Origin of the sequence: Bradyrhizobium sp. BWC-3-1, from assembly GCF_032917965.1 — a bacterium.
In the GTDB taxonomy this organism is placed as follows: domain Bacteria; phylum Pseudomonadota; class Alphaproteobacteria; order Rhizobiales; family Xanthobacteraceae; genus Bradyrhizobium; species Bradyrhizobium canariense_D.
Genome location: NZ_CP136625.1, coordinates 5,431,144 through 5,455,553 on the forward strand (window position 1 = coordinate 5,431,144; position 24,410 = coordinate 5,455,553).

Here is a 24,410-nt window from a genome sequence, read left to right on the forward strand (position 1 = left end):
TCGGCTGCAAGACCGCAGGCAAACCGGGACGGACGAGCCGTGAACATTTCCTTGTATGACCTCTCGGTGTGGGTGCTGCCGCTGGTGCTCGCCATCACCTTCCACGAGGCTGCCCACGCCTTCGTCGCACATCGTCTCGGTGATGATACCGCATGGCAGCTCGGCCGTGTCAGCTTCAACCCGCTCCGCCACATCGACCCGTTCGGCACGCTGATATTGCCGGCGATGCTGCTGTTCGCGCATTCGCCATTCCTGTTCGGCTATGCCAAGCCTGTGCCGGTGAATTTCCGCAAGCTCAACGACCCCAGACTCGGCATGGTCTGGGTGGCGCTGGCCGGGCCCGCCACCAACATCCTGCTGGCGCTGTCCGCAGCTCTTGCCCTGCACGCCCTGCCCTGGGCCCCAGCGAACTCGGCGCAATGGATCTTTGACAATCTCAAGAACGCACTGCTGATCAACGCGGTGCTGGCGGTGTTCAACATGATGCCGATCCCGCCGCTCGACGGCGGGCGCGTCGCGGTAGGGCTGCTGCCCCGGCCGCTCGCCCTCCCGCTGGCGCGGCTCGAGCCGTTCGGGATGCTGATTCTGATCGGCTTGCTGATCGTGCTACCGCTGGCAGGCTCGCAGTTCGGTCTAAATCTTGATGTTATTTCAGCAATACTGCGAACGTTGACCGGTTATGTGATTCAGGCTGTTCTCATTCTGACCGGCAATACGTAGTTGAACAGCACACCCGAACACAAGCCGAAGGGCTCGAGGCCGACTTGGTCAAAGCTGCCGATATGCTGATCGCGCGACGCGCTGATACCCGCGCTCGCGCCGATTTTGCCACCTGGAAGATGATGGCCAAGCTCAACGGGTCGTCCGCGCTGCCTCCGGAGGCGCAGGAGTTCCTCCTGAGCTACAAGAACCTGCGGGCGCAGATGAACGAGGGTGAGGCTACCGAGGCCACCATCGGCGCCATCTACAAGGCCTACTATGCCGAGATGGGCGGCGCGGGAACTCCACCTGACGTCCGCCCCCGGGCGGCTGAACCGGCGGCGGACAATGTTACCGCTTTCCGCCGCCCCGAACCGAAGCCGAAGAAGGCCAGTTTCTTCCGGGCAGCGACCGCGGGCGCAACCCAGAAGCGGCCGCTCCCGGTGGCCCTGATCTTCGCCTGCCTGGTCGTGGTCTATGTCGGGATCAGGCTCTACTGGCGCTGAGCCGTCTTCTTCTTTTTCCTTGCGTCCGGCGGCGTGAAGATGATGTCGACGGTGCGCTCGAACCGGTCGTCGGTCAGGCTGGCAGGCGGCTGCGGGATGGGATCGGATTTGCGGACAATCGAGATCGCGGCCGCATCGTAAGCTGCATCCCCGGACGACTCGACAACGTCGACTGAAAGCACGTTGCCCCGTCGGTTGATCGCGAAGCTGACCTTGACTTTCTGATTGTTGGGCTCCTTGCCTTCCGGATTGACCTTGTGGGCCGTAAGGTGCGCGCTAATCTTGCGATTCCAGTCTGCCGTGAGCTTTAGAATGTCCTTGCCGATGCCCAGCACGGGCGCCAGTGCCTTCTCGGCCTCGCGCGCGTCCTCGTCGAGCGTCTGCCGCGCCGTCGCAACGGACTTCGGCGAGGCCTCCGCAGCGGGCGTTTCGACCGCCGCAATCTTCGGATCCTCGTCCTGCGGCTTCCTCGAAATGTTCTCGGTGACGACCCGATCGGGATCGTCGACCTGTTGCGACTGATCCTTTGGAAGCTCGGTTTCCTTGGTCTCGGCCTTTTGCTCGGGGAGCGCCTGCTGCTCCTGCATCGCTTCACTATCCGGTCCCGGCGGAAGGTCGGTGTCAGGCGCCTTCGGCGAGGCCATCTCGACAGCGAACTCCGCGCCGGCCGCGCCGAGGCCGTCATCGGCGTCATCGGCCCGCAGGTGCGCCAACGCGAGCGCGGCCCCGCCCAGATGGAGCGCGAGCGCCGCCATCGCTGCCAAAATCCAAAGCGTCCGGGCTGGTCTGGACTCGTCCGACATAGCGGGCCTCTAAGGCTGAGCGGCGCCTGCCGCGGGCGCCCCCGGAGCGCCTTCCAGCGCAACCAGCTTCACCCGCGAATAGCCGCCTGAGCGCAACAGCTCCATGACGCCCATCAACTCGCCATACGGCACCGAGCGATCGGCACGCAGGAAGACGTACTTGTCCTTGCTCATGTCGGAGAGACCGTCGAGCGTGCCGATCAACTCGGCGCGGTGCACCGGGTTCTCTCCGATGGCAAGGGTCAAATCGGGCTTGATGCTGAGATAGGTCGGCTTGTCCGGCTTCTTCTGCGGCGTCGCGCTCGACGTCGGCAGATCGATCGGCAGGTCGACGGTCGAGAGCGGCGCTGCGACCATGAAGATGATCAGCAGCACCAGGATGACGTCGATGAACGGCGTGACGTTGATTTCATGCGTTTCGCCGAAATCGTCGTCGTCATCATTGTCTGCGAGCGAAACGCCCATGGTTCACTCCGCCGCGCGCGAATGCACGCTGCCGTGGCTGCGGTCGAGATCGCGCGAGAGCAACCGCCCCGCCGCGCCCGAGGCACGGCTGACGAGCTCGAGATAGCTCTTCGTCACGCGCGAGAAGTAATTGTAGATGATGACGGCGGGAATGGCGGCGACCAGACCGATCGCGGTGGCGAGCAGCGCCTCGGCGATACCGGGCGCAACGACGGCGAGGTTCGTGGTCTGCGACTTCGAGATGCCGATGAAGCTGTTCATGATGCCCCACACCGTGCCGAACAGGCCGACGAAGGGCGAGGTCGAGCCGATGGTCGCGAGCACACCCATGCCGACGCGGATGCGCCGCGCCTCCGCGCGCATGATCTCGGAGAAGCTCGAAGCCGCCCGCTCCTTGATGCCGGTGTCACTGGACAGGCCGGCCGACATCCGCGCCTCCCGCAGCGCCGCCGCCAGGAAGGACGGCAGGATGCCCTCCTTGGCGCCGAGCGCCATCTGCGCTTCCGCGAGCGAGCGCGCCTCTGCGATCTTCTTCAGCGCCGAGCGAAGCTTGGTCGAGGCGATCGACAATTCGATCGACTTGGCGATCAACACCGTCCAGGTCACGAGCGACGCAAAGGCGAGCCCGATCATCACCGCCTTCACGATGATATCCGCCGACTGGAACATTACCCAGGGCGACAATTCCTTCATGGCGGGCGCAATGCCGGCTGCCGTATCGGACTTTGCAGCCGCAGGCGCGGCAGCTTGGGGCGCCGCAGGCGGAGCAACAACCGGGGCCGGGCCGACCGCAGACGGCTGAGCCGCCGACTGGACCGGTGCCGCGGGCGCGGCTTGTGTCTGGGCAGAAACAGGGGATGCAAGCCAGGCGGCCGCCAGCACCAGAGCTGCGGCAAGGGTTGCTTGGAAGGACATGATCTTCATACTTCGGCCCAGTAGCGAATGAGGTTGTGATAGATACCCGTCAATTTGACCGTTTCGGGATCGTCACGCCCGAGCCGTTCCACCAGCGCCTGTATCGCGGTGTCGAGATCAAAGATCATGCTCCGGGCTTGGTCGTCCCGTATCATGCTCTGAAGCCAGAAGAAAGACGCAACCCGCGTTCCCCTCGTCACCGGGGTGACCAGATGGAGGCTGGTCGAGGGATAGAGCACGCAGTCCCCGGCCTGCAACTTGACTTCGTGCGAACCGTAACTGTCCTCGATCACAAGTTCGCCACCGTCGTACTCCTCCGGCCCGGCCAGGAACAGCGTGACCGAGAGGTCTGTGCGGATGCGAAGGCCGGTCAGGCGGTCTCCGCGGATCGCATTGTCGACGTGCAGGCCGAAATGGTGGCCGCTGCTGGCCGCATAGCGGTTGAACAGCGGCGGGAATATCTGGAGGGGGATCGCGGCCGCGATAAAGCGCGGGTTCGACGTCAGCGCCGAAATGATGCGGTTGCCGAGCTTGCGCGCGACCTCGCTGTCCGGCGCCAATTGCTCGTTGCGCTTGACCATCGCCGACTGCGAGCCGGCGGTGGAGCGCCCGTCCTCCCATTCGCTGACGTCCATGATGCGGCGGAAATCCGCCACATCATCCTTGCTCAGAACGCCAGGAAGGCACGTCAGCATGATCAGAACTTCGCTGTCGTCACGAGGTAGAATGCCCGCCCTGGCGCGACCGCCACGAAGGGCACGGCACTGCGATAGAACGAGTCGTAATAGAGCTTGTTCGTCAGGTTCTGGGCGTAGAACTTCATGGTCCAGTTCTGGTCGATCTTCTTCTCGAGGAATGCGTCGAAACGCCAGTAGCTCGGCAACTCGTTGGTGTTGGCCGCGAACGTGCCGCCATAGACCTTCGAGCGGTACACCGCCTGGCCGCCGAGTTCCCAGCCGCCGTCGAACTTGTACTTGGTCAGCATGCTGAACGACTGGTGAGCAATGTTGGCGAGCTGCAGACCGATGTTGGAGGCAACGCCGCTCTGCGTGACCTTCGACTGCATCAGCACCAGACCGCCAAAAATGCTCCAGCGGTCGGTGAGCTTGCCCTCGGCCTCGATGTCGATGCCTTGGATCCTGTAGGCAGCGCCCGAGGTCAGCAGATTGTTGACGGTCTCGCGCGCGTTGTCCTTCGTCGTCTGGAACAGCGCACCGGTTACCAACAGGTGACGGTCGGCGAGCTCCCATTTGGTGCCGAGTTCGATCGCCTTGTTACGCTCGGGTCCGAGCAAAACGGCCGTGTTGGGCGGAACACCACCGTAATCGGTCGCGGTCGCATCAAGTTCCGACCCGAACGGATTGGCCGAGGTCGCATAGGCTGCATACAGGCTGCCGATCGACATCGGCTTGTAGACCGCGCCGACGTTGTAATTCACGAGATCGGCATTCTGCTTCAAATAGGCCGCGTTGGTCGACGAACTCTGGCTGTAGCCGTCGTAGCGCACGCCGCCGTTCACAATGATGGTGTCCTGCCAGTTCGCGGTGTCCATGACGTAGACGCTGCTGGTGTTGACACCGTAGCGCGTCGGATTTCCAACCAGCGACGGCGTGTTGCTGAAGGGAATGTAGGTGTACTGCGGCGAGTAGAGATTGACCCCCGTGACCGCTCCGTTGCTGGTCGAGCCGCCGCCGAACAGTTCGGACGAGAGGCCGGTGTAACGGTCGATCGAGATGTTTTCGTTGGCATATTCGACGCCGAACACTGCGGTGTGCTTGACCCCGCCGGTGTTGAGCTTGAATGTGGCCTCGTTCTGGTTGGCCCATACATCCACGTTCTGGTAGCGGCTCTGCGCACTGGCCGTCGTGGTCCAGAGCAGCGGATTGGGGCTGGTCGTGATCGGGTTCTGCGGCAGCGTGCCGATATAATTCAGCAGCGAGTGCTCGCCGCGCACCTTGCTGGTCAGCGTGATGGCATCGTTGACCTTGTACTCGATCGTGCCGGTGCCGAAATCCTGCCGCGCCGTCTGGAAGTCGCGGTTGAGAAAGCCGTACCAGTTTCCGCGCGGAATGCCCGCCGACGTCACGGGGACATTGCCCTGCCTGTAGAAGGGCACGCCGAAATCCGGGTAGCCGCTAAGATCGGTGTGGACATAGTTCGTCGTGATCTTGATGTCGTTGGTCGGGGTGTACTTGGTCGAGATGAAAGAACCCCAGCGATCGTCGGTGATATAGTTGCGGCCGGCGACGTTGGCGTCCTGGAACAGGCCGCCCACGCGCACGGAGAAGGTCGGATCGACGACCTGGTTGACGTCGAGCGTGACGCGCTTGGTTCTGTCGGTGCCGAACTCGGTATCCATCCGCTTGAAATTAACGTCGCCCGCCTGCTTGGTGACGATGTTGATGGCACCGCCAGCGGTGCCGCGGCCGGCGTAGGACGAGGCGGGGCCCCGCAGGATCTCGATCTGCTCGGTGAAGAAGTTTTCGCGGATTGAGACCGCGGGATCGCGGATACCGTCGATGAAGACGTCGTTGCGCGCATCGAAGCCGCGGATGAAGAAGCGGTCGCCAAACGCGTTGCCGCCCTCGCCCGACCCCAGCGTCACGCCAGCGGTGGAGCGCCCGATCTCCTTCAGCGTCGTGGCGTTCTTGTCCTCGAGAACTTCCTTGCTGAGCACGGTGATGGTCTTCGGCGTGTTCAGCATCGGCTCGGGAAACTTGCCGGAGGCCTGGACGTGGTCGACCTTGTATGGCGCCGCCGGATCCGAATACGGATTGCGGTCAACCTCGCCGGACGGCGTGGTGGGAGCGGTCTGCTGCGCCGCCTGCTGCCGCTGCGCGGCGCGGCGAAGCGCATTGCGCGCGCGGACCTGATCCGCCGTCGGCTTCGAAGCCACCGGGCGCGGACGCGCGACCGGCGCATCGACCGTCACCGGCGGCAGGTTCGACTGCTGAGCCTCCGCGCCGCTCGACACCGATGCTGCTGCGATCAGGCCGGCGACAGCGGAGACCTTCTTGCCGGAAACGCTCGTGAACTTTTCATCGAATGCTGCGACCGAACGCAACGACTTCGGTGCGACCACCTGCCCCATTACCAAACACGCCCCATATTCCAGTTCGCCCATTCACTTCGATGAGCGATTGGAGTGTTGGTATCGGCCGCAAAATTGCGGGTCAATGCGAGTAAGCCGCGAGAACGCTTGAATAAGTCCAGATCAAAGCGATTCTAAACTGCCGTTTGAAATCGTTCTAAATCGAGATTGGAGTCGTTCTAAAGAGCGCGTGAAAATGCTGCTAAATCGGCGGTCGCGGGCGCATCGTCAATCGCTGCTTGGCGGCTTCATCAACGAGAACAATTCATCGACGGTCTTCCGCGCCACCGCGCGCACGCGGTCGCTGTTGTCCATGCCTGCGATGTTGACGCCGTTGACGACGGCTCTGATCTCGTCGCGGAACTCGGTGAGAAAGCGCAAGGGATCACGCTGCTCGTTGGCGACGCGTGCGATCAGTCCCGTGATCAGGATCTGACACGCGATCAGCTTGCCGTTCAGTTCGTCCATGCTGCGCTCCCGTTGTGGCGCGTCGATATGACCGATGCCGGTTTCCCTGACAACCGAAACGAGCTCCGCACGATCAGAACCGTTCCTGCCAGCCGTCGCCTTGCGGCCCATGCGCGGCGCCGCTCAGTCCAGAGCACACCGCTTTCGAGCATTGCACAAACTTTGCACGCTGATCGTTCCTGAGGGGGGAATGCAGCACGGCACACCGTAGTGACACGGAGCTGCCTAACCCGTGCAAAGCTTTCCAATTGTTTAGGATTCTCGACCGATAGTGCTGTTTACACTGGAACTTGGCGTGTATTATACAAGCCTCCTGGAACCCTATGATTGCCTCATAATTCGTAGCTTAGGGCATAAGAGCCGACACGAGACGATATGAAAAAGTCCCGGCCGATCCTCTGGATTCTGATCATCGCGGCCGTGGCCTCCGCAGGTTACTATGGTTGGCAGAAATTCGGCTCGCCCGACGCCGGAAAAACCCAGACCGCACAAAAGGGGCCGCAGCGCCCGTCCGCCGTCCCTGTCAGCGTTTCGCCGGTTCAAAAGGTGGACTTTCCGGTTTACCTGACCGGTCTGGGCACGGTTGCGGGCTTCAACACCGTCCAAGTCCGAACCAGGGTGGATGGCCAGATCGACAAGATCGCCTTCACCGAAGGCCAGATCGTCAAGGAGGGCCAGCTTCTCGCCTCGATCGATCCCCGTCCCTATCAAGCCACACTTGACCAGGCCAAGGCCAAGAAGGCCCAGGACGAGGCAAATCTGGCCAACGCCAATCTCGAGCTCCAGCGCGCCATGAAACTCGGCGAATTCGCCACCGCACAGCGTGTCGACACTCAGCGCTCCACGGTCGCCCAGCTCACCGCGCAGATCGCCGCCGACGAAGCTTCGATCTCTAACGCGCAGACCCAGCTCGACTACACCCAGGTCAAGGCGCCGATCACCGGCGTTGCGGGCCTGCGCCAGGTCGACGTCGGCAACATCGTCAATTCCTCGACGCAGACCGGCATCGTCACGATCTCGCAGGTCGAGCCGATCTCGGTGATCTTCACCGCGCCGGAGGATCAGCTGCCCTATATCAGCGAGGGCCAGAAGGCCGGCGCGCTCAGGGTGATCGCCTTCACCACCGACGGCAAGAAGACGCTGGCCGAGGGCAAACTCGCGGTCATCAACAACCAGGTCGACACCAGCAGCGGCACGATCCGGCTCAAGGCGGTGTTCGACAACAAGGACCACGCGCTGTGGCCCGGGCAGTCGGTGTCAACGCGCCTGCTGGTGCGCACCCTCAAGGATGCGACCGTTGTCCCGGATGATGCGGTCCAGCACTCCACCAACGGCCTCTACGCCTATTCTGTCAATCAGGACAACAAGGCCGAGGTGCACAAGATCAAGGTCAGCTACAGCATCGACGGACGTTCCGTCGTCGACGAAGGGCTGACGCCCGGGCAGCAAGTGATCACCGGCGGCCAATTCAAGGTCCAGCCCGGGAGCCTCGTCTCCACGGCCGTGGCGAGTACGGATCCGGCCCAGAACAAGGTCCGACAGGAATGAACGCGGGCGGGATTTCGGCACCTTTCATCCGTTATCCCATCGGCACCTCGCTGCTGATGGCCGGCATTCTCTTCGTCGGTCTCGTCGCCTATCCCCTGCTGCCGGTCGCGCCACTGCCGCAGGTAGACTTCCCGACCATCCAGATCACAGCCAATCTGCCGGGCGGCAGCCCAGAGACCATGGCTTCGTCGGTGGCCCAGCCGCTCGAACGGCAATTCGCCCAGATCCCGGGCATCGCCCAGATGACCTCGACGAGCTATCTGGGCACCGCGTCGATCACCATCCAGTTCGACCTCAACCGCAGCATCGACGGCGCCGCCAACGACGTGCAGGGCGCCATCAACGCCGCGAGCGGTCAGCTGCCGAAGAACCTGCCCTCGCCGCCGACCTATCGCAAGGTCAACCCGGCCGACGCCCCGATCCTGCTGCTGTCGGCGACCTCCGAGACATTGCCGCTGACCAGTGTCAGCGACGCGGTCGACGCCCAGCTCGCCCAGCAGATCAGCCAGCTCTCCGGGGTCGCGCAGGTCTTCATCGGCGGCCAGCAGAAACCGTCCATCCGCATCCAGATCGACCCGGCGAAACTCGTCGCCAAGGGCCTGTCGATGGAGGACGTGCGCAGCCAGATTGCGATCACCACGGTCGACAGCCCGAAGGGTAACATCGACGGTCCGAAGCGCGCCTACACGATCTACGCCAACGACCAGCTCACCCAGGCCAAGGACTGGAACGACGTCATCATCGCTTATCGCAATGGTGGTCCCTTGCGAATCCGCGATGTTGGCCAGGCGGTCAGCGGCGCCGAAGACGCCAAGCAGGCGGCCTGGGCCAATGGCAAGCGCGGCGTCTTCCTGGTGATATTCAAGCAGCCGGGCGCCAACGTTATCGAGACTGTCGACCGGATCAAGGCCACCCTGCCTCGCCTCGTCGCCGCGATCCCGCCCGCGATCAAGATCGAGCTCATCAGCGACCGCACCACGACGATCCGCGCCGCGGTTGAGGACGTCCAGTTCACGCTGCTGCTGACCATTGCCCTGGTGGTCATGGTCATCTTCATTTTCCTGCGCAGTTTCTGGGCGACCGTCATTCCCACCATCACGGTGCCGCTGGCGCTGCTGGGCGCGTGCGCCTTGATGTGGGTCGTTGGCTATTCGCTAGACAATCTGTCGCTGATGGCCCTCACCATCGCGGTTGGATTCGTCGTCGACGACGCCATCGTGATGCTCGAGAACATCACGCGCTACATCGAGGAAGGCGAATCGCCCATGGCGGCCGCCTTCAAGGGCTCCAAGGAAATCGGCTTCACCATCGTGTCGATCAGCATCTCGCTGGTCGCGGTGCTGATTCCGCTGCTGCTGATGGGCGGCATCATCGGACGCCTGTTCCGTGAATTCGCAGTCGTGCTGGCGATGACGATCTTCGTCTCGATGTTCGTATCGCTGACCCTGACCCCGATGATGGCCTCGCGCTTCCTGCGCGCCCATGGCGAGGTTACCCACGGCAAGTTCTATCAATGGAGCGAGCGCGGATTCGACCGGATGTTGCGCGGTTACGAATGGGTGCTCGACCATGCCCTGGCCTGGCGCCGCACGACGCTCACGATCTTCTTCGCGACCCTTGCCCTGTCGGTCTATCTGTTCGTCCTGATCCCGAAAGGGTTCTTCCCGCAACAGGACGTCGGCCTGATCACCGCGACCTCGGAAGCCTCCCAGGACATCTCGTTCGCGGAGATGCAGCGTCGCCAGGTCGAACTTGGCAAGATCGTGATGGACGATCCCGACGTCGCAACGATCGCAATGAACATCGGCGGCAGCGGCCGCGCCGGCAATAACGGCAACATGTTCATTACGTTGAAGCCGCTCAGCGTCCGCAATGCCTCCGCGCAGCAGATCATCGCCCGGCTGCGTCCCAAGCTCGAAAAGGTGTCCGGCGCCCGCCTCTACATGCAGGCGGCCCAGGACGTCCGGCTCGGCGGCCGGCCGACCCGTACGCAGTTCGAGTTCACCCTGCAGGACGCAGATCTCGCCGAGCTCAACGACTGGGCGCCGAAGATCCTCGCCAAGATGCAGACCTTGCCGCAACTGCGCGACGTCGCGACCGACCAGCAGACCCAGGGCACCACGGTTCAGCTCAAGATCAACCGCGATACTGCAGCGCGTTACGGAATTCAGCCGCAGCTGATCGACGATACGTTGTACGACGCGTTCGGACAGCGTCAGGTCACGCAGTATTTCACCCAGCTCAACACCTACAAGGTGATCCTTGAGATCCTGCCGGAGATGCAGGGCAGCCTCGAGAGCCTGAACAAGCTCTACCTGAAATCTCCGCTGACCGGCGACCAGGTGCCACTGTCAACGTTTGCGACCTGGAGCACCGACCCGGTTCGGCCGCTCTCAATCAGCCACCAGGGCCAGTTCCCGGCGATCACGATCAGCTTCAACCTCGCCCAGGGCGTCGCGCTCGGCCAGGCCACGGAGGCCGTGCAGAAGGCGATGGCCGATCTCGGCGCGCCGCCGACGCTCAATTCGAGCTTCCAGGGCACGGCACAGGCGTTCCAGCAGTCGCTCGGCACCGTGCCGCTCCTCATCCTCGCCGCGCTGGTCGTGGTCTATCTGATCCTCGGCATCCTCTACGAGAGCTACATCCATCCGATCACGATTCTGTCGACCCTGCCCTCGGCCGGCGTCGGCGCGCTCGCGATCCTGATGGCGGCGGGCTTCGAGTTCAGCCTCATTGCTTTGATCGGAGTCATTCTGCTGATCGGCATCGTGAAGAAGAACGGCATCATGATGGTGGACTTCGCCATCGCCGCGGAGCGCGACGAGCACAAGACGCCGGCGGAATCGATCCGGCAGGCAGCGCTGTTGCGCTTCCGTCCGATCATGATGACGACGATGGCTGCCCTGCTCGGCGGCGTGCCCCTGATGCTCGGCCACGGCACCGGCGCCGAGATTCGCCAGCCGCTCGGCTACGCCATGGTCGGCGGTCTGATCGTCAGCCAGGCGCTGACGCTGTTCACCACCCCGGTCGTCTATCTCTATCTCGACGAGCTCAACAACTGGTTCTCGGGCTGGGGCCGCAAGGGTGACGGCGAAGGCGACGAGACGGTCGAGCACGGCACCGTTAAGGAAGCTGCCGAGTAGCAGCTTGCACCGCGCGCCTCACGACGTTACAGCGAGGCCCTCGGTTCACGTCAACGCGGTCTTGCCATGCCCTTGCAATCCAGACTTGTCGCCTTAGCAGCCGCTCTCCTGGTGTCGGCGGGTGCCGCGCATGCCCAGCAAGGCGCCAAGAAGAACGCAGCTCCGTCTGCCCCGGCGGCACAGCCCGCACCGGCTCCGACGCAGCCGCAGGCTGACGGCGCTGCGGCGCAGCAGCCCGGCTGGGTCGTGCGCTGCACCAGCGTCAGCCGCGACGCACCGCTCGAATGCGCGATGGAGCAGAACGCGGTGCTGACCAAGACCGGCCAGACCATCGTTCTGATCAACATCCGCATCGCGCCCGACACCCGCACACCGGTGGCGCTGCTGCAATTGCCGCTTGGCCTCAACCTTCCCATCGGCGCCAAGCTCCAGGTTGACGAGGGCAAGACGGTCGATCTCCAGATCCAGACCTGCGAGAACCGCGGCTGCTACGCCTCCACGCCAATCGCACCGGACCTGCTTGCGACCTTGCGGTCGGGCAAGCAGCTCAAGGTCTCCTTCCAGAACATGGCGAAGGAAACGATCGCGATCCCGATGCCGCTCGGCGATTTCGCGGCGGCCTACGACAAGATCAAGTAGCGACGCCTCCCCGTCACTGTTGCATATCCATTTTGCAGCCTAACGCCGCCGATACCGGGCGCCTCCAGGCGGAAAATCGGTCAGTCCACGCCCAGATAAGCCTTCTGCACCTGCGGATCCTCCGCGAGCGCCGCCGCCGTGCCCGACAGCACGCTCTTGCCGACCTGGAGCACCGTGGCGAAATCCGAGACCTCCAGTGCGAGCTCGATCGACTGCTCGGCGAGCAGAATGGTCAGGCCCTCGCGATGCAGGCGGCCGAAGGTCTCGTACATGGACTCGACCACCGCCGGCGCGAGACCGAGCGAAGGTTCATCCAGCATCAACAGCTTCGGGTCGCTCATCAGCGCGCGCCCGACCGCGAGCATCTGCCGTTCGCCACCGGACATGGTGCCGGCACGCTGGTTGCGGCGCTCCTTCAGGCGCGGAAAGATCTCGTAGACACGTTCGAGCAGCGTGGCCTGGCGTGACTTGTCGCGCAGCGGCGTTGCGCCAAGCATCAAATTGTTCTCGACGCTCTGCTGCACGAACAGCCGCCAGCCTTCTGGCGACAGCGCCAGCCCCTTGCGCACGATCGCAAAGGCTCTTTCGCCGGCGATATCCTCGCCGCGAAAGCGGATCGATCCGGAATGCACGGGAATAAGGCCGGCGATCGCGTTCAGCGTCGTAGTCTTGCCGCCGCCATTGGAGCCGAGTAGCGCCACGACGCTGCCTTCAGGAACCTCCAGCGAGACGTCGGACACGCCGATGAGATCGCCGTAGCGCACCTCGAGGTGCTCGATCCGCAGCAACGGCCCGCTCATAGGTCGGGCCCGCCCATCAGTTCGACCGGCGTGTGGCCGGCCGCTGCCTTGGCTGCACGCTTGCCGAGATAGGCCTCGATCACCGCCGGGTTGGATGTGACCTCGCGCGGCGATCCGCGGGCGATCTCCTTGCCCTGGTGGAACACCATCACGCGGCTGGCGAGTGACATGATCACTTCCATGATGTGCTCGACGATCACAAGGGTGATGCCGGAACGATGGATGTCGCGCACGAGGTCGATGGCGAGCCTCACCTCATGGGCGTTGAGGCCGGCCATGGCTTCGTCGAGCAGAAGCACCTTCGGTTCGGTTGCCAGCGCCCGCGCGATCTCCAGCCGCTTGCGACCGGGGGTGCCGAGCGAGCGCGCCGGCGCATCCGCAAGCCTGATCATGCCGACGCGCTCGAGCACCGCGCGCGCCCTGGTCTCGGCGTCCTTGCGATGCGAGGTGCGCAGGAACGCGCCGATCATGACGTTCTCCAGCACCGTCATGCCCTCAAATGTCTGCGGCACCTGGAAGGTACGAGCGAGCCCAAGCCCGGCGCGCAGCTCCGGCGCGAAGTCCGTGATGTCACGGCCCTCGAACAGGACGCAGCCCGAAGTGGTCTTGAGATCGCCAGTTAGGCAATTGAAGAAGGTGGACTTGCCCGCGCCATTCGGGCCGATCAGGCCGAGGATGTCGCCTTGCTCCAAGGTCACGGAGGCATCGTCCACCGCCTTGAAGCTTCCGAACGCCTTCGTAATTTCGCGTGCCTCAAGGAGCATGGCCAGCTCCCGTGTCCTTCGTCGGCTTGCTGCGCCGAGTGAACAGGCTGAGCAGACCGCCGGGCTGGAAGCGCGCGATCACCACGATGATCGCGCCATAGAGCACGAAGGTGAGCCCGGCGCCCTTGCCGCCGAGCCAGCTGTTCGAGATCTCCTCCAGCGGCACCAGGATCGCGGCACCGACCAGGGGCCCGAACAACAGCCCTGCCCCGCCCAGCGCCGCCATGATCAGGATTTTCACCGAAATCAGGATCCCGAACCCGGACTCGGGGTCGACGAAGCCGAACATCATGGCATAGAGCGCGCCGGCGACGCTCGTCAGCGCCGCGCTCAGCATGTAGGCGTAGAGCTTGGTGCGACTGGCGGGTGCGCCGAGCGAGCGCGCCGCGCGCTCGGAGTCCTTGATCGCGCGCAGGTAAAATCCCATGCGGCTGTTGGTCATCCACCAGGTGATTAACAGCGTGATCACGAGGATTGCGAGGAAGAGATAGTAATACGGCAGCGACGACAGGAACGAGAGATCGAAGATGTTGCGCGGCACGGTCGGCCCTGAGAGCCCGACGGCCGCACCGAGCGAGTCGGTGTTGGTCACGATCAGCCGCATCGTCTCGGCGACCGCGATGGTCGCCATACTGAAATAATGGCCCGACAGACGCAGCGTCGGCACGCCGATGATCGCGGCCAAGCCCACGGCGAGCACGATCCCGCCGGGGATGCCGAACAGGGGCGACAGGCCGAACTTTGCGTAGGATCCCATCGCGGCATAAGCACCGCAGCCGAAAAAGACGACGTGGCCGACCGAGACCTGGCCGGCATAGCCGCCGACGATATTCCACGCGGACGCTGCAATCGCATAAAGCAGCACCAGCGCGCCCAGACGCTGCTGGAACGGCGAGGACAGCAGCAGCGGATAGCAGATCGCGAACGCTGCGACGACCGAGAGCCAGATCAAGCGCCGCATCACAGCCTTCCCATCAGGTCTTGCCCATCAGGCCTTGCGGCCGGAACCAGAGGAAGAGCAGGAACAGGACATAGACGACGATGTCCTTGTAGATCGCGCCGATCAGATAGCCCGACAGCGATTCGATCATGCCGATCAGCAGGCCTGCGACAAGGGCGCCCGGCACACTGCCAAAACCGCCGAGCGACACCGTGACGAAGGCGACGATGCCAAGCGTCTCGCCGACGGTCGGCACGATGTAGAAGAAGTTCGCAATCAGCGCGCCGGCAAGCCCGGTGGCACCGGCCGCAATCGCCCAGGCGATCGCCTGCATGGTATCGGGACGGATGCCCATGAGCTGGGCCGCTGTTTGATCCTCCGCCACCGCCAGCATTTTCGAGCCGAGCGAGGTCCGCGTGAGCAGCAGATGCAGCCCGAGCGTGACCAGCAGCGCGACCACGCCGGCAAGCAGCCGCGAGGCCTCGATGCGCAGGCCCGCGAACGCATAAGTGCCGCCCACGATGTCCGGAGGCATCGACAGGAAGTTGGCCCCGAACCACCAGAACACGGAATAACGCAGCAATAGCGCAAGCCCGAAAGTGCCGAGGATCTGCGCCAGCATCGGTCCCTTCATGATATCGCGGATCAGGGCGAAATAGACCACGACGCCGACTGTCGCGAGCACCAGGGTTGCCAGCGGCGCGCCGAGGATCGGCCCTCCTCCCAACAGCGTGTAGACGACATAGGCGACGTACATGCCGAGCATGACGAAATCGCCATGCGCGAAATTGACGATGTTCATCATGCCCCACACCAGCGTGAGGCCTGAGGAAAACAGGGCATAGACAGCGCCAAGCAGAAGTCCGCCGACGATCACCTGCACGAGTACAAAGGACATGAGCCAGCGTTGCTCTGATCAAATCATTTCGGAAATGGCGGGGCGCGCAGCCCCGCCTTCAATCTCACCAGCCCTTGTAGGGCAGCACCGGCGCCTTCGCGGCGTTGGCCTTCGGCCATACCGCGGTGTAGTTCTCGCCATCCTGGAGCTGGATGATGAGCCCGGAGGCGAGGATATTCTGGCCCTTGTCGTCAAACTTCACGCCCTTGTAACCCATCATCAATTGCTCGGGCTTCAGATCGGTCGTCTTCAACGCGGCCTGGATCTTTGCCGGGTCGGTCGAGCCGGCGCGGTCGATCGCGTCGGCCAGCACGAAGAAGCCCTGCATCTGACGGCCGACGGTGTCGTCCATCTCCTCGCCGCTCTTCTTCTTGTACATGTCGGCGATGATGGCCGATGGTGAGCCGGCCGGCCCCACCGACCATGACGAACGGTTGAAGACGCCTTGCGATATCTTGCCGACCGCCTTGATGAAGGAGGGATCGGAATAGCCGGCGTCATCGGCCAAAAGAACCGCCGGCTTGTAGTCAAGCGACTGCATGGTCTTGGCGAACAGGATCGCATCCGACGTGTAGCTGATCATGATGATCACGTCGGGCTTCTTCTCCTTGAGCTGGAGCACCTGGCCCTGAACGTCAGTCGCATTGACGGGATAGGCGACGTCAACTGCGATGACTTGGCCCTTCTCCTTGAAGGCGGCGCTGATCGTGTTGGCGACCGAGGTGCCGTATTCGGTGTTGTCGTGAACCAGCGCGATTGCATCGGTCTTGGCGCCCTGCGCCTTGATGTCGGCGAGGAAATCGACATAGGCCTTGGCGAAGTCGGTGGCGATCGGCGTGGTGCGGAAGAACCATTTGAAGCCGCGCTCGGTGAGATTGGCGGCGACCGACTCGGAGTTCAGAAAGGGAATGCCGTATTTTTCGGCGATGGCGCTCGAGGTCAGCGTGACGCCGGACTGATACGAGCCGAACACGGCGGCTACCTTGTCTTCCGTGATCAGGCGCAGCGCCTGGTTCTGGCCTGTCGCCGGGTTGCCCTGGTTGTCGGCGAACACGATCTCGATCTTGGCGCCGCCGAGGCCCGCAAGGCCTGCGTTCTTGGCCAGCGGCAGAGTGCCGAGCTCGGGATGAGCGTTGTTGATGATGTCCATTGCGACCTCGAGCGCCGCCTTGGCGTGCGCCCCGATCGAGGCGGTGCCGCCGGACATCGGCAGGATCGCGCCGATCTTGACGACCTTGTCCTGGGCCTGCGCGGCTGAAGCGAGCGCAAGGGACATCGCGGCCGCGCAAAGCAGCCCGGTGACGTGCTTCAATCTCATGAAATCAAACCTCCCAAGGGTTTCCCCAACCAGTTTTTTTGGAAGCTCGGCTAAGCGCCCGCTTCCGGTTGTTTATGCCTGGCGATGAGAGGATGGCATGCTGGCCCCGTACCGGCAAGTAAAACGGCTTGCCACGACGCTGCATGGACAAGCACCGACGTGTGGGCCGGGTCAGCGCCCTTACCCCATCACGTCGCTCGCCCGCAGCAGCGTCGTGAAGCCGCCGTAGATCATGCGCTTGCCGTCGAACGGCATACCGTCCAACTTCAGCCGCGGGTCCGCCATCACCTTCTTGTTGACGGTGTCGCGAGTCTCCCGGTCGCGATAGACGATCCAGGCGAACACCACGATCTCGTCCTCCTTCGCCATCACCGCGCGCGGAAACGAAGTCAGCTCGCCGTAGGGCACGTCGTCGCCGATGCATTCGACATAATCGAGCGCACCGTGCTTTATCCAGATCGCGCAGGCCGTTTTCGCCAGCGCCTTGTAAGCCTCGATGTTGTCCTTCGGCACGGCCAGCACGAAACCATCGACATAGGGCATCACGGATCTCCTTGGGTTGTGTGTCCGAAGGACGATGCGGTGCGTGACGATCCGACCAGGAAACGTGATTTTCGGATGAGGCAAACGGTCGCGCACCGCCGCGGCGCTCCGCCGGAGCCCATGATGCCGCGGGCCGCACGTCCCATGTGGACCGCAAAACATCCCTGCGTCGCAGCGCTTGCCAGCCCACAGCCGAGCGGGTAGAAACCCTCCACGCTTGAGCCGTGATTTGCGCGATAAGTGCCATCGGCCACAGCCGGACAAATCAACAAGTCATTGAATTTGTTCGGCTATTCCGTTGGGGAATGGTGTAACGGTAGCACAACAGACTCTGACTCTGTTTGTCTAGGTTCGAATCCTAGTTCCCCAGCCAGATTCCGTTCCCGCCATCAAGTACCTGAAACCATTGAGATGTTTCGCGCTGGGTAGCTGACGTACCCTAACGCTGACCCTAACGGTTGCCCCTAACGGTGGAGCCTGCTGTGGACGTGCCGAGCGCTAACACTTATTCGACTTGGACTTTGGAATGCGACTTACCAACCTCCTCGCTCTCACGCTGATCCTTCCGACGGTCCAAGCGGCTGCCGCTGAGGAGTGGGATGTGTTTGGACTAAAGCCGGGCATGGCAATGACAGATGCTGCTCCCGTGATGGTTGCCGCCTGCGCCGGCAATATCAACAAACTCCAGCCTCCAACCCCCGTCGAGAATCTGGACAGGCGAATTTGCAACCGGGCCGACGGGTCATCGCTCGAAGTCTGGTTCAACTGCGGAAAGCTAGCCAGTGATGCATGATTTGTGGTTGCAGGTTTACCCCTGGATAGTGTCGGGAATCGGTGGCTTCATCGGGGCGACCATTCTACTACCAACCAAATTGGGTGAGGCGCTGATTCAATTCCGAACAAGCAAAGTGCTCGAAGGATTCAAGGCTCAGCAAAGTCAAGAACTGGAACGGTTGAAATCATCCCAAAGCCGCGAATTGGAGCATTTTCGAGAGCAACTCAGCCATCTTGGAGATCGCGGACGAAGATCAAATGAAATGGAATTTGCCGCTGCGGAAGCGGTTTGGAAGGCATTTGTAAAAGCGTGGCTTTCTACGAACACTTGCGCAGGTGGGATGATGACTATCCCGCGGTTCAGCACTATGTCCGAAACCGACCTGACAAGCTTCATGACGTCATCAGATTTAAGCGAACGTGAAAAGAAGCAGTTGCAGGATGCGAGTGATCGCGAAAAAGAGTACGCCAATATTCTATCATGGCGGGATGTTTCTATAGCGGGTACTGATATTTATCAGGCTCGCCTAGTTCTTCGCGAGCAACGCATTTTCATGCCGGCATCACTCACTTCGGAATTCGCCGGTGTTATTGAAAAGATGTCCGGTGTCCAAGTTCAGAGGCGTTTGGCCCTCCAAAACCCTCATATTCCTGCGTACGAGTTTGGCAAAGCTACGTCAGATTGGATTAGCGCTTGCGTTGCGGAGTTTGGCCTTTGCAGACGCCAGTTGAATGAACTCGGTGGCTTGCTTGGTGGCTGCCCGGGGTTCTCCGAAGGGGGCGTAATCCTCCCGGATGCCGCCCGCGGCGAGGTCGATCTCTTCGGCCCGGTCCGTGATTTGATACATGAGGTCGTTGCGCCGCGCGGCATCTGCTCGGACGAACTCCTCCCGGAGAGCCATGGCCTCCAAGAGCAGCGGGTCCTGATCCTCGGAGCCGGGCATTCGGTGTTTGGCAATCTCGGACTTCAAATCCGCAACGGCGTTCCAGCGGGCAATACGGGCCACCCGGAGGTCGGTGGTCTCCAGGGACTTCAGAAGCCGCTTCTTGCCAATGGCCTGCCGTAGCGTCCTGGGGACCTCAGCGACCGCGTACCAAGTCGTCCCTTCGCCCCGCGGTTGGGTTAGATAGCGCCGGTCGCCGCCACCTTTTTCCGCTCTCAGAATAACGTTCACTTGGCCTGCCCCTAACGGCGCCCCCAACGGGTCGCCCCTAACGCAGGGGTCAACATAGGTCTATTTTTACAGGATTTCCAGTGTTCCAGACTCATTCGCGTAGGGTCCTAATTCCCCAGCCACCGCAGGTTAAGCAGCTCACAAACAGACCGTCAGAGATTGCGCTCTCTTTGAGCGGTGCCGCTAAATCACGACGCGATCGAAGTCGGCGGCGATCCGCGTGTTTGGAAAAATCGCTGTCGCTTCGGCCAGAATCTCTTCGTCGGGATAACGCCCCGACATGTGATTCAGCACGAGTTGCCTGACGTTGTTCGCGGCGGCAAATGAAGCCGCCTCGCGCGCGGTGAGATGACCATAGTCCCGGGCGGTCGCGGCGTCGCGATCGAGGAAGGTCGCCTCGATCACCAGCAGATCGGCGTCGGCGACATGCCTGGACAGCCCGTCAGTGGTTTCGGTGTCGCCGATGACCACAATCTTCCTGCCGCCGCTCGGCGGCCCCATGACGTCTTCGGGATAGATCGTGCGGCCGGCGATCACGACTGGTCGTGCCGCGGCCAGTTCTCCGCGCAGCGGCCCATCGGGAACACCGAGCTCGGCGAGGCGCTCCCGCTCAAGATGGCGGCGTGCCGGACTCTGGAAGCAAAAACCAAAGCTGTCGGTGTCGCGGTGACGAACCGGAAAGCAATCGATGGTGAAGTCACCGGCGTCGATAACCTGTCCTTCGGTCAGCGGTGCGAACTCCACCGGGATCGGCGCCCTGCCCGCGCCCCACAGGCCGGCAAGCATGCGGATGACGATGTCGAGCGTGCCCTGGCCTCCATAGACGGTCATCGCGTCCGATTGCTGACGCAACCCCAGCGTCGAGAAGAGACCGGGGATACCGAGCACGTGATCGAGATGGGCATGCGTCAGCAGAATGCGGTCAAGCCGTCGAAAGCCCGCGCCGCTGCGCAGCAACTGGCGCTGCGTGCCCTCGCCGCAATCGATGAGGACGCGCTTGCCCGTGGCCTCCACCAGGAGAGCCGGATGGTTGCGCTCCGCCGACGGAACGCTGGCGGAGGTCCCAAGGAATGTCAGGGCGAACATGGTCGTCAGTATCCAGGCTTCGCCGCCCCCAATGCCACGTGAGCAGCAGCCCGTACAGAGCCCTCGATCGCGCATAGACCGCGGCAAGCAGTGGGTATCCCGCGATCTGATGGCCAGGCACCGCCTCCGGCCCCCGACCCGCGGACAGATCTGGTTCCCGTTGCGTGGCCTCCTCATACCATCCGCCAAATTGCATGCTCGATACTCGGATCGATTTGCAGCCGAGCGACATCGACGCGGCGATGCAAGACAATGGAGATCGTGATGCCGCCCGGATTGACCGCCACTGACTGGGACTACGGCTCGATCAGCACATTGCTGAGCGCCCTGCACGCGCGCAAGCTTTCTGCGTCCGAGTTGATCGAGCATACGATCGCGCGCATCGAGGCACTGGACGGGCAGATCAATGCCGTCATCGTTCGCGATTTCGATCGCGCACGAGACGCCGCGCGCGCCGCCGATACCGCACTTGGTCGCGGCGAGCGGCAGCCATTGCTCGGCATCCCCGTGACGTTGAAAGAACCGTTCAACGTCGCTGGCCTGCCGACGACGTGGGGCTTTCCGCATTTCAAAGATTTCCAACCCGCGGAGGACGCCCTTGTCGTCTCGCGGTTGAAGGCGGCGGGTGCTGTCATCATCGGCAAGACCAATATCCCGATCGGCCTCAGAGATTTCCAGAGCTACAATGACATCTACGGTACGACGAACAATCCGTGGGATCTCGGCCGATCGCCCGGCGGCTCTTCAGGCGGATCAGGAGCGGCGCTGGCTGCGGGATTCGGACCGCTGTCGATCGGCTCGGATATTGGCGGCTCGATCCGGGTGCCCGCGCATTTCTGCGGTGTGTTCGGACACAAGCCGAGCCTCGGCCTCGTCCCGCTACGCGGATACAGCCTTCCGCCGGCACCGCCCGTTGCCGGCCAGGGTGATCTCGCCGTCGTTGGACCAATGACGCGCACTGCCTCGGATCTCGCACTCGCGCTCGACGTGATCGCCGGCCCCGACGAGACGCGCGACGGGATCGGCTATCGTCTTGCGTTGCCGGCCTCACGACACGACCAGTTCAGGGGTTTCAGGATTCTCGTGATCGATACGCATCCGTTGATGCCGACAGGCGATGCCGTGCGTTCCGCCATCGGGCGGTTGTCGGAACGGCTCGAACGATCAGGCGCACGCGTCGCGCGCTCGAGTGCGTCTCTGCCCGATCTCGCCGAATCCGCCCGCCTTTACATGAAGCTGTTGAACGCAGCGCGAAGTCCACGCCTGACACCGGCCGCCCTCGCAGAGGCGCAAGGAGTTGCCGCAGAACTCTCGCCCGACGACCGCAGCCTGCAGGCCGAGCGCGCGCGCGGCTGGGCGATGGTCCATCGCGAATGGCTGGCGACCGACGCGGCGCGCCTGCGGCTGCAACAACGATGGCAGGAGCTGTTCCGCGAGTTCGACGCAGTAATCTACCCGGCCGCCGCCGTACCGGCCTTTCCCCAGGACCAGTCCGAGCCGTTCGACGCGCGGCAACTCGATATCGATGGACAGCTCTATCCCTATGCCGATGCGTGCTTCATCTGGGCAGACCCCGCTTCGACCTGCGGACTGCCTGCAACGGCCGTTCCGATCGAGCGCACGCCATCGGGGCTGCCGATCGGCGTCCAGATCATCGGGCCTTATCTCGAGGACCGCACACCGATTGCGCTCGCCGGACTGATCGAACGCGCGTTCGGCGGCTTCGTCCCGCCGCCGTCGCTGCCTGCCACGCAATCGGTGAGATGATAGAGACGACAACGCTCGTCATGTTCTTGCAGTCGACTGCGCCTCGACCGCCTGCACCGCCACGCTCGCGACCTGCTGCAATGCCTCGCGGTCGGAGCCTGAGGACGCCATCACGCCCATGCCGACGGAGACGGCCGAAACGTAGCGCGCGAGTGCCGCGGGATCTGAGGTCGGTTTGAGATCGCCTTCGGCCTTGGCGCGAACAAAACGATCGCGAAGCTGGTCCTCGTTCTGGGCGCGCCGAGCGGCGAGTTCGAAGGGGACGCTTTCTGATCCGGTGCCGCATGCAACGCCGCCCTGCACGAGCAGGCAACCGGGCGGGTTGGCGGGATCGGTCTGCTTGTCGGCGATGCCGATCAGCATCCGTTCGGCGACGTCGCGGGCAGTCGGCGCTGCCACGACCTCGTCCATCCAGACGTTGCGCAGTTTTGTATAGCGGTCGAGCGCGGCTTTCAGCAGCCCTTCCTTGTTGCCGAAACAGGCATAGAGGCTGGGCGGATTGATCCCCATGGCTTCGGTCAACTGAGCGATCGTGGCACCCTCATAGCCATGGCGCCAAAACACTTCCATCGCCTGGTCCAACGCCGTTTCGGCGTCGAATTCGCGGGGGCGTCCCATGCCCATTTGCCTCTTCTCCTCGAAATCGGCGTCGTCCCTGACCCTAACGCCGGATCCTATCTCTTTGTTCTCGCTTTATTTTCTCTTCCACTTGCCAATTCTTGCGGTAAAGCGCTACAATTTTCTTAGCGAATGGTACATAAGTATCTTGCGCTGCGGTATCCAGCTCCACATCTGTAGTGAACACTACATATCTGGAGCGCAAATGCCCCCCTCCCAAAATACCTCTCGCCCCGGCCATGTCCGCCGCCTTCTGGGCGGCGTCGCCATCGTGGGCGCTCTCGCCGTAGCCGGCTCGATCGCGACCGGCCATTACTTTCGTGCCGCGCAGGCGACCGCGACCGCCGCGGCCGAGCAAGCCGTCCCTGTCACGGTCGCGCTGATCGAACCAAAGCAGACCGTGCTGTGGGACGATTTCTCCGGTCGGCTCGAGGCCATTCAACGCGTCGAGCTTCGCCCGCGCGTGGCCGGCGCGATCCTGTCGGCCAACTTCATCGAAGGCGCGCTGGTGAAGGCTGGTGACATCCTGTTCAAGATCGACCCGGCGCCCTACGCAGCCGAGGTCGACAAGGCCGCGGCCCAGCTCGAAGCTGCCAAAGCGCGCGTCGTGTTCACGCAGAATGAACTTGAGCGCGGCGCGCAGCTGGTCGGCAACGCCGTGGTGACGCGGCGCGACTACGACCAGCGCGACAACGCCAACCGCGAGGCCATCGCCAACGTGAAGGCAGCCGAGGCGACGCTCCAGACCGCAAAGCTTAATCTCGACTACACCGAGGTACGTGCACCCGTGGACGGCCGCGTCGGCAAGATCGAAATCACCGTCGGCAATCTCGTCGCCGCCGGCACCGCCTCCCCCGTGCTGACCTCGCTGGTCTCGGTCAATCCGATCTACGCGTCGTTCGATGCGGATGAGGAGGTGGTGCTGCGGGCGCTGAACTCGATCGCAGATGTCTCCGGCAAGCGCGGCAATTTGGACCAGATCCCGGTGGAGATGACGACCTCAGGCGGCCTCTCGGCCAAGGGCCACATCCAGCTCATCGACAACCAGGTCAACGGCCAGAGCGGCACCATCCGTGTCCGCGCGGTGTTCAGAAACGAGGACGGGCGTCTCATCGCCGGCCAGTTCGCCCGCGTGCGCATGGGCCAGCCCAAGCAGCAATCGCTGGTCATGATCGACGAGCGCGCGATCGGTACCGACCAGGACAAGAAGTTCGTGATGGCGGTCGGCGACGACAGCCGCGCGGTCTACCGGCCGATCACCCTCGGCGGCTCGGTCGACGGGTTGCGTATCGTGACGACGGGACTGAAGACCGGCGATCGCATTATCGTCAACGGCCTCCAGCGCGTGCGTCCCGGCGCCCTGCTCAAGACGGAGATCGCGTCGATGGGCGCGCGCGGGCCGCAGCAGGCCTCCAACCACAGCAAACAGGACGTGGTGCAACGCTAGCAT

The 24,410-nt window shown here is 63.0% G+C and carries 23 protein-coding genes and 1 tRNA gene; 9 read left to right on the forward strand and 15 right to left on the reverse strand.

Annotation, left to right across the window (positions count from 1 at the left end; genetic code table 11):
• The first annotated feature begins 39 nt into the window (after positions 1 to 39).
• Both RX329_RS26530 and RX329_RS26535 read left to right on the forward strand, forming a co-directional pair.
• A complete protein-coding gene (locus RX329_RS26530) occupies positions 40 to 720 on the forward strand; it encodes a site-2 protease family protein (RefSeq protein WP_317246441.1) in 681 nt (226 codons plus the stop codon).
• A gap of 62 nt (positions 721 to 782) precedes the next feature.
• Positions 783 to 1,205: a hypothetical protein gene (locus tag RX329_RS26535; protein ID WP_085352797.1), complete on the forward strand. Its 423-nt coding sequence runs from the start codon at positions 783 to 785 to the stop codon at positions 1,203 to 1,205.
• Here the strand turns inward: RX329_RS26535 and RX329_RS26540 are convergent.
• The 6 genes from RX329_RS26540 to RX329_RS26565 all read right to left on the reverse strand — a co-directional run bounded on the left by RX329_RS26540 (position 1,193) and on the right by RX329_RS26565 (position 6,947).
• Entirely contained in the window at positions 1,193 to 2,008 is an 816-nt protein-coding gene (locus tag RX329_RS26540) for a TonB family protein (RefSeq protein ID WP_317244456.1), read from the reverse strand. The genes RX329_RS26535 and RX329_RS26540 overlap by 13 nt on opposite strands.
• Positions 2,009 to 2,017: 9 nt before the next feature.
• Positions 2,018 to 2,473, reverse strand: coding sequence for a TonB system transport protein ExbD (exbD, locus tag RX329_RS26545; protein ID WP_018459254.1), 456 nt, complete (start codon positions 2,471 to 2,473; stop codon positions 2,018 to 2,020).
• A 3-nt stretch (positions 2,474 to 2,476) separates the two neighbouring features.
• Positions 2,477 to 3,397 carry a tonB-system energizer ExbB gene (exbB, locus tag RX329_RS26550; RefSeq protein WP_317244457.1) on the reverse strand — a complete coding sequence of 307 codons (921 nt, stop codon included), beginning with the start codon at positions 3,395 to 3,397 and terminating at the stop codon, positions 2,477 to 2,479.
• Positions 3,394 to 4,083, reverse strand: coding sequence for a Fe2+-dependent dioxygenase (locus RX329_RS26555; RefSeq protein ID WP_317244458.1), 690 nt, complete (start codon positions 4,081 to 4,083; stop codon positions 3,394 to 3,396). The genes exbB and RX329_RS26555 overlap by 4 nt, the downstream gene beginning before the upstream one ends.
• Positions 4,084 to 4,085: 2 nt before the next feature.
• Positions 4,086 to 6,479: a TonB-dependent receptor gene (locus tag RX329_RS26560; RefSeq protein ID WP_085362163.1), complete on the reverse strand. Its 2,394-nt coding sequence runs from the start codon at positions 6,477 to 6,479 to the stop codon at positions 4,086 to 4,088.
• 228 nt (positions 6,480 to 6,707) lie between these two features.
• A complete protein-coding gene (locus RX329_RS26565; protein WP_085352792.1) occupies positions 6,708 to 6,947 on the reverse strand; it encodes a hypothetical protein in 240 nt (79 codons plus the stop codon).
• A gap of 375 nt (positions 6,948 to 7,322) precedes the next feature.
• Here RX329_RS26565 and RX329_RS26570 point away from each other — a divergent pair, with 375 nt between their 5' ends.
• From RX329_RS26570 to RX329_RS26580, 3 genes are all read left to right on the forward strand, one after another.
• Positions 7,323 to 8,495 (forward strand): efflux RND transporter periplasmic adaptor subunit, encoded by a 1,173-nt coding sequence (locus RX329_RS26570; RefSeq protein WP_085395900.1) that lies wholly within the window; start codon positions 7,323 to 7,325, stop codon positions 8,493 to 8,495.
• Positions 8,492 to 11,638 (forward strand): efflux RND transporter permease subunit, encoded by a 3,147-nt coding sequence (locus RX329_RS26575; RefSeq protein ID WP_247297571.1) that lies wholly within the window; start codon positions 8,492 to 8,494, stop codon positions 11,636 to 11,638. The genes RX329_RS26570 and RX329_RS26575 overlap by 4 nt, the downstream gene beginning before the upstream one ends.
• 66 nt (positions 11,639 to 11,704) lie before the next feature.
• A complete protein-coding gene (locus tag RX329_RS26580) occupies positions 11,705 to 12,277 on the forward strand; it encodes an invasion associated locus B family protein (protein ID WP_247297572.1) in 573 nt (190 codons plus the stop codon).
• Between the two features lie 80 nt (positions 12,278 to 12,357).
• Here the strand turns inward: RX329_RS26580 and RX329_RS26585 are convergent, their stop codons facing one another.
• From RX329_RS26585 to RX329_RS26610, 6 genes are all read right to left on the reverse strand, one after another.
• Complete coding sequence (locus tag RX329_RS26585; RefSeq protein ID WP_085352790.1) at positions 12,358 to 13,077, reverse strand: ABC transporter ATP-binding protein; 720 nt, start codon at positions 13,075 to 13,077, stop codon at positions 12,358 to 12,360.
• Entirely contained in the window at positions 13,074 to 13,841 is a 768-nt protein-coding gene (locus RX329_RS26590) for an ABC transporter ATP-binding protein (RefSeq protein WP_018459263.1), read from the reverse strand. Before RX329_RS26590 ends, RX329_RS26585 begins: the two co-directional genes overlap by 4 nt.
• Complete coding sequence (locus RX329_RS26595; protein WP_317244459.1) at positions 13,831 to 14,802, reverse strand: ABC transporter permease subunit; 972 nt, start codon at positions 14,800 to 14,802, stop codon at positions 13,831 to 13,833. The genes RX329_RS26590 and RX329_RS26595 overlap by 11 nt, the downstream gene beginning before the upstream one ends.
• 13 nt (positions 14,803 to 14,815) lie before the next feature.
• Positions 14,816 to 15,679: a branched-chain amino acid ABC transporter permease gene (locus RX329_RS26600; RefSeq protein WP_018459265.1), complete on the reverse strand. Its 864-nt coding sequence runs from the start codon at positions 15,677 to 15,679 to the stop codon at positions 14,816 to 14,818.
• Between the two features lie 64 nt (positions 15,680 to 15,743).
• Positions 15,744 to 16,997 carry an ABC transporter substrate-binding protein gene (locus RX329_RS26605; RefSeq protein WP_085352788.1) on the reverse strand — a complete coding sequence of 418 codons (1,254 nt, stop codon included), beginning with the start codon at positions 16,995 to 16,997 and terminating at the stop codon, positions 15,744 to 15,746.
• Between the two features lie 180 nt (positions 16,998 to 17,177).
• Positions 17,178 to 17,540 carry a DUF1428 domain-containing protein gene (locus tag RX329_RS26610; protein WP_317244460.1) on the reverse strand — a complete coding sequence of 121 codons (363 nt, stop codon included), beginning with the start codon at positions 17,538 to 17,540 and terminating at the stop codon, positions 17,178 to 17,180.
• Between the two features lie 299 nt (positions 17,541 to 17,839).
• Between RX329_RS26610 and RX329_RS26615 the strand changes: the two genes are divergently transcribed.
• A tRNA-Gln gene (locus tag RX329_RS26615) sits at positions 17,840 to 17,913 on the forward strand.
• Between the two features lie 153 nt (positions 17,914 to 18,066).
• Positions 18,067 to 18,333 carry a hypothetical protein gene (locus RX329_RS26620; RefSeq protein WP_317244461.1) on the forward strand — a complete coding sequence of 89 codons (267 nt, stop codon included), beginning with the start codon at positions 18,067 to 18,069 and terminating at the stop codon, positions 18,331 to 18,333.
• A gap of 658 nt (positions 18,334 to 18,991) precedes the next feature.
• Here RX329_RS26620 and RX329_RS26625 read toward each other — a convergent pair.
• Positions 18,992 to 19,489, reverse strand: coding sequence for a DUF6538 domain-containing protein (locus tag RX329_RS26625; protein WP_317244462.1), 498 nt, complete (start codon positions 19,487 to 19,489; stop codon positions 18,992 to 18,994).
• 183 nt (positions 19,490 to 19,672) lie between these two features.
• Positions 19,673 to 20,575, reverse strand: a complete 903-nt coding sequence (rnz, locus tag RX329_RS26630) for a ribonuclease Z (protein ID WP_317244463.1) — start codon at positions 20,573 to 20,575, stop codon at positions 19,673 to 19,675.
• Between the two features lie 264 nt (positions 20,576 to 20,839).
• Here rnz and RX329_RS26635 point away from each other — a divergent pair, with 264 nt between their 5' ends.
• Complete coding sequence (locus tag RX329_RS26635) at positions 20,840 to 22,342, forward strand: amidase (protein ID WP_317244464.1); 1,503 nt, start codon at positions 20,840 to 20,842, stop codon at positions 22,340 to 22,342.
• Positions 22,343 to 22,360: 18 nt separating this feature from the next.
• Here the strand turns inward: RX329_RS26635 and RX329_RS26640 are convergent, their stop codons facing one another.
• Positions 22,361 to 22,966, reverse strand: a complete 606-nt coding sequence (locus tag RX329_RS26640; protein WP_317244465.1) for a TetR/AcrR family transcriptional regulator — start codon at positions 22,964 to 22,966, stop codon at positions 22,361 to 22,363.
• Between the two features lie 199 nt (positions 22,967 to 23,165).
• Here RX329_RS26640 and RX329_RS26645 point away from each other — a divergent pair, with 199 nt between their 5' ends.
• Positions 23,166 to 24,407, forward strand: coding sequence for an efflux RND transporter periplasmic adaptor subunit (locus tag RX329_RS26645; RefSeq protein WP_317244466.1), 1,242 nt, complete (start codon positions 23,166 to 23,168; stop codon positions 24,405 to 24,407).
• The last annotated feature ends 3 nt before the right edge of the window (positions 24,408 to 24,410 follow it).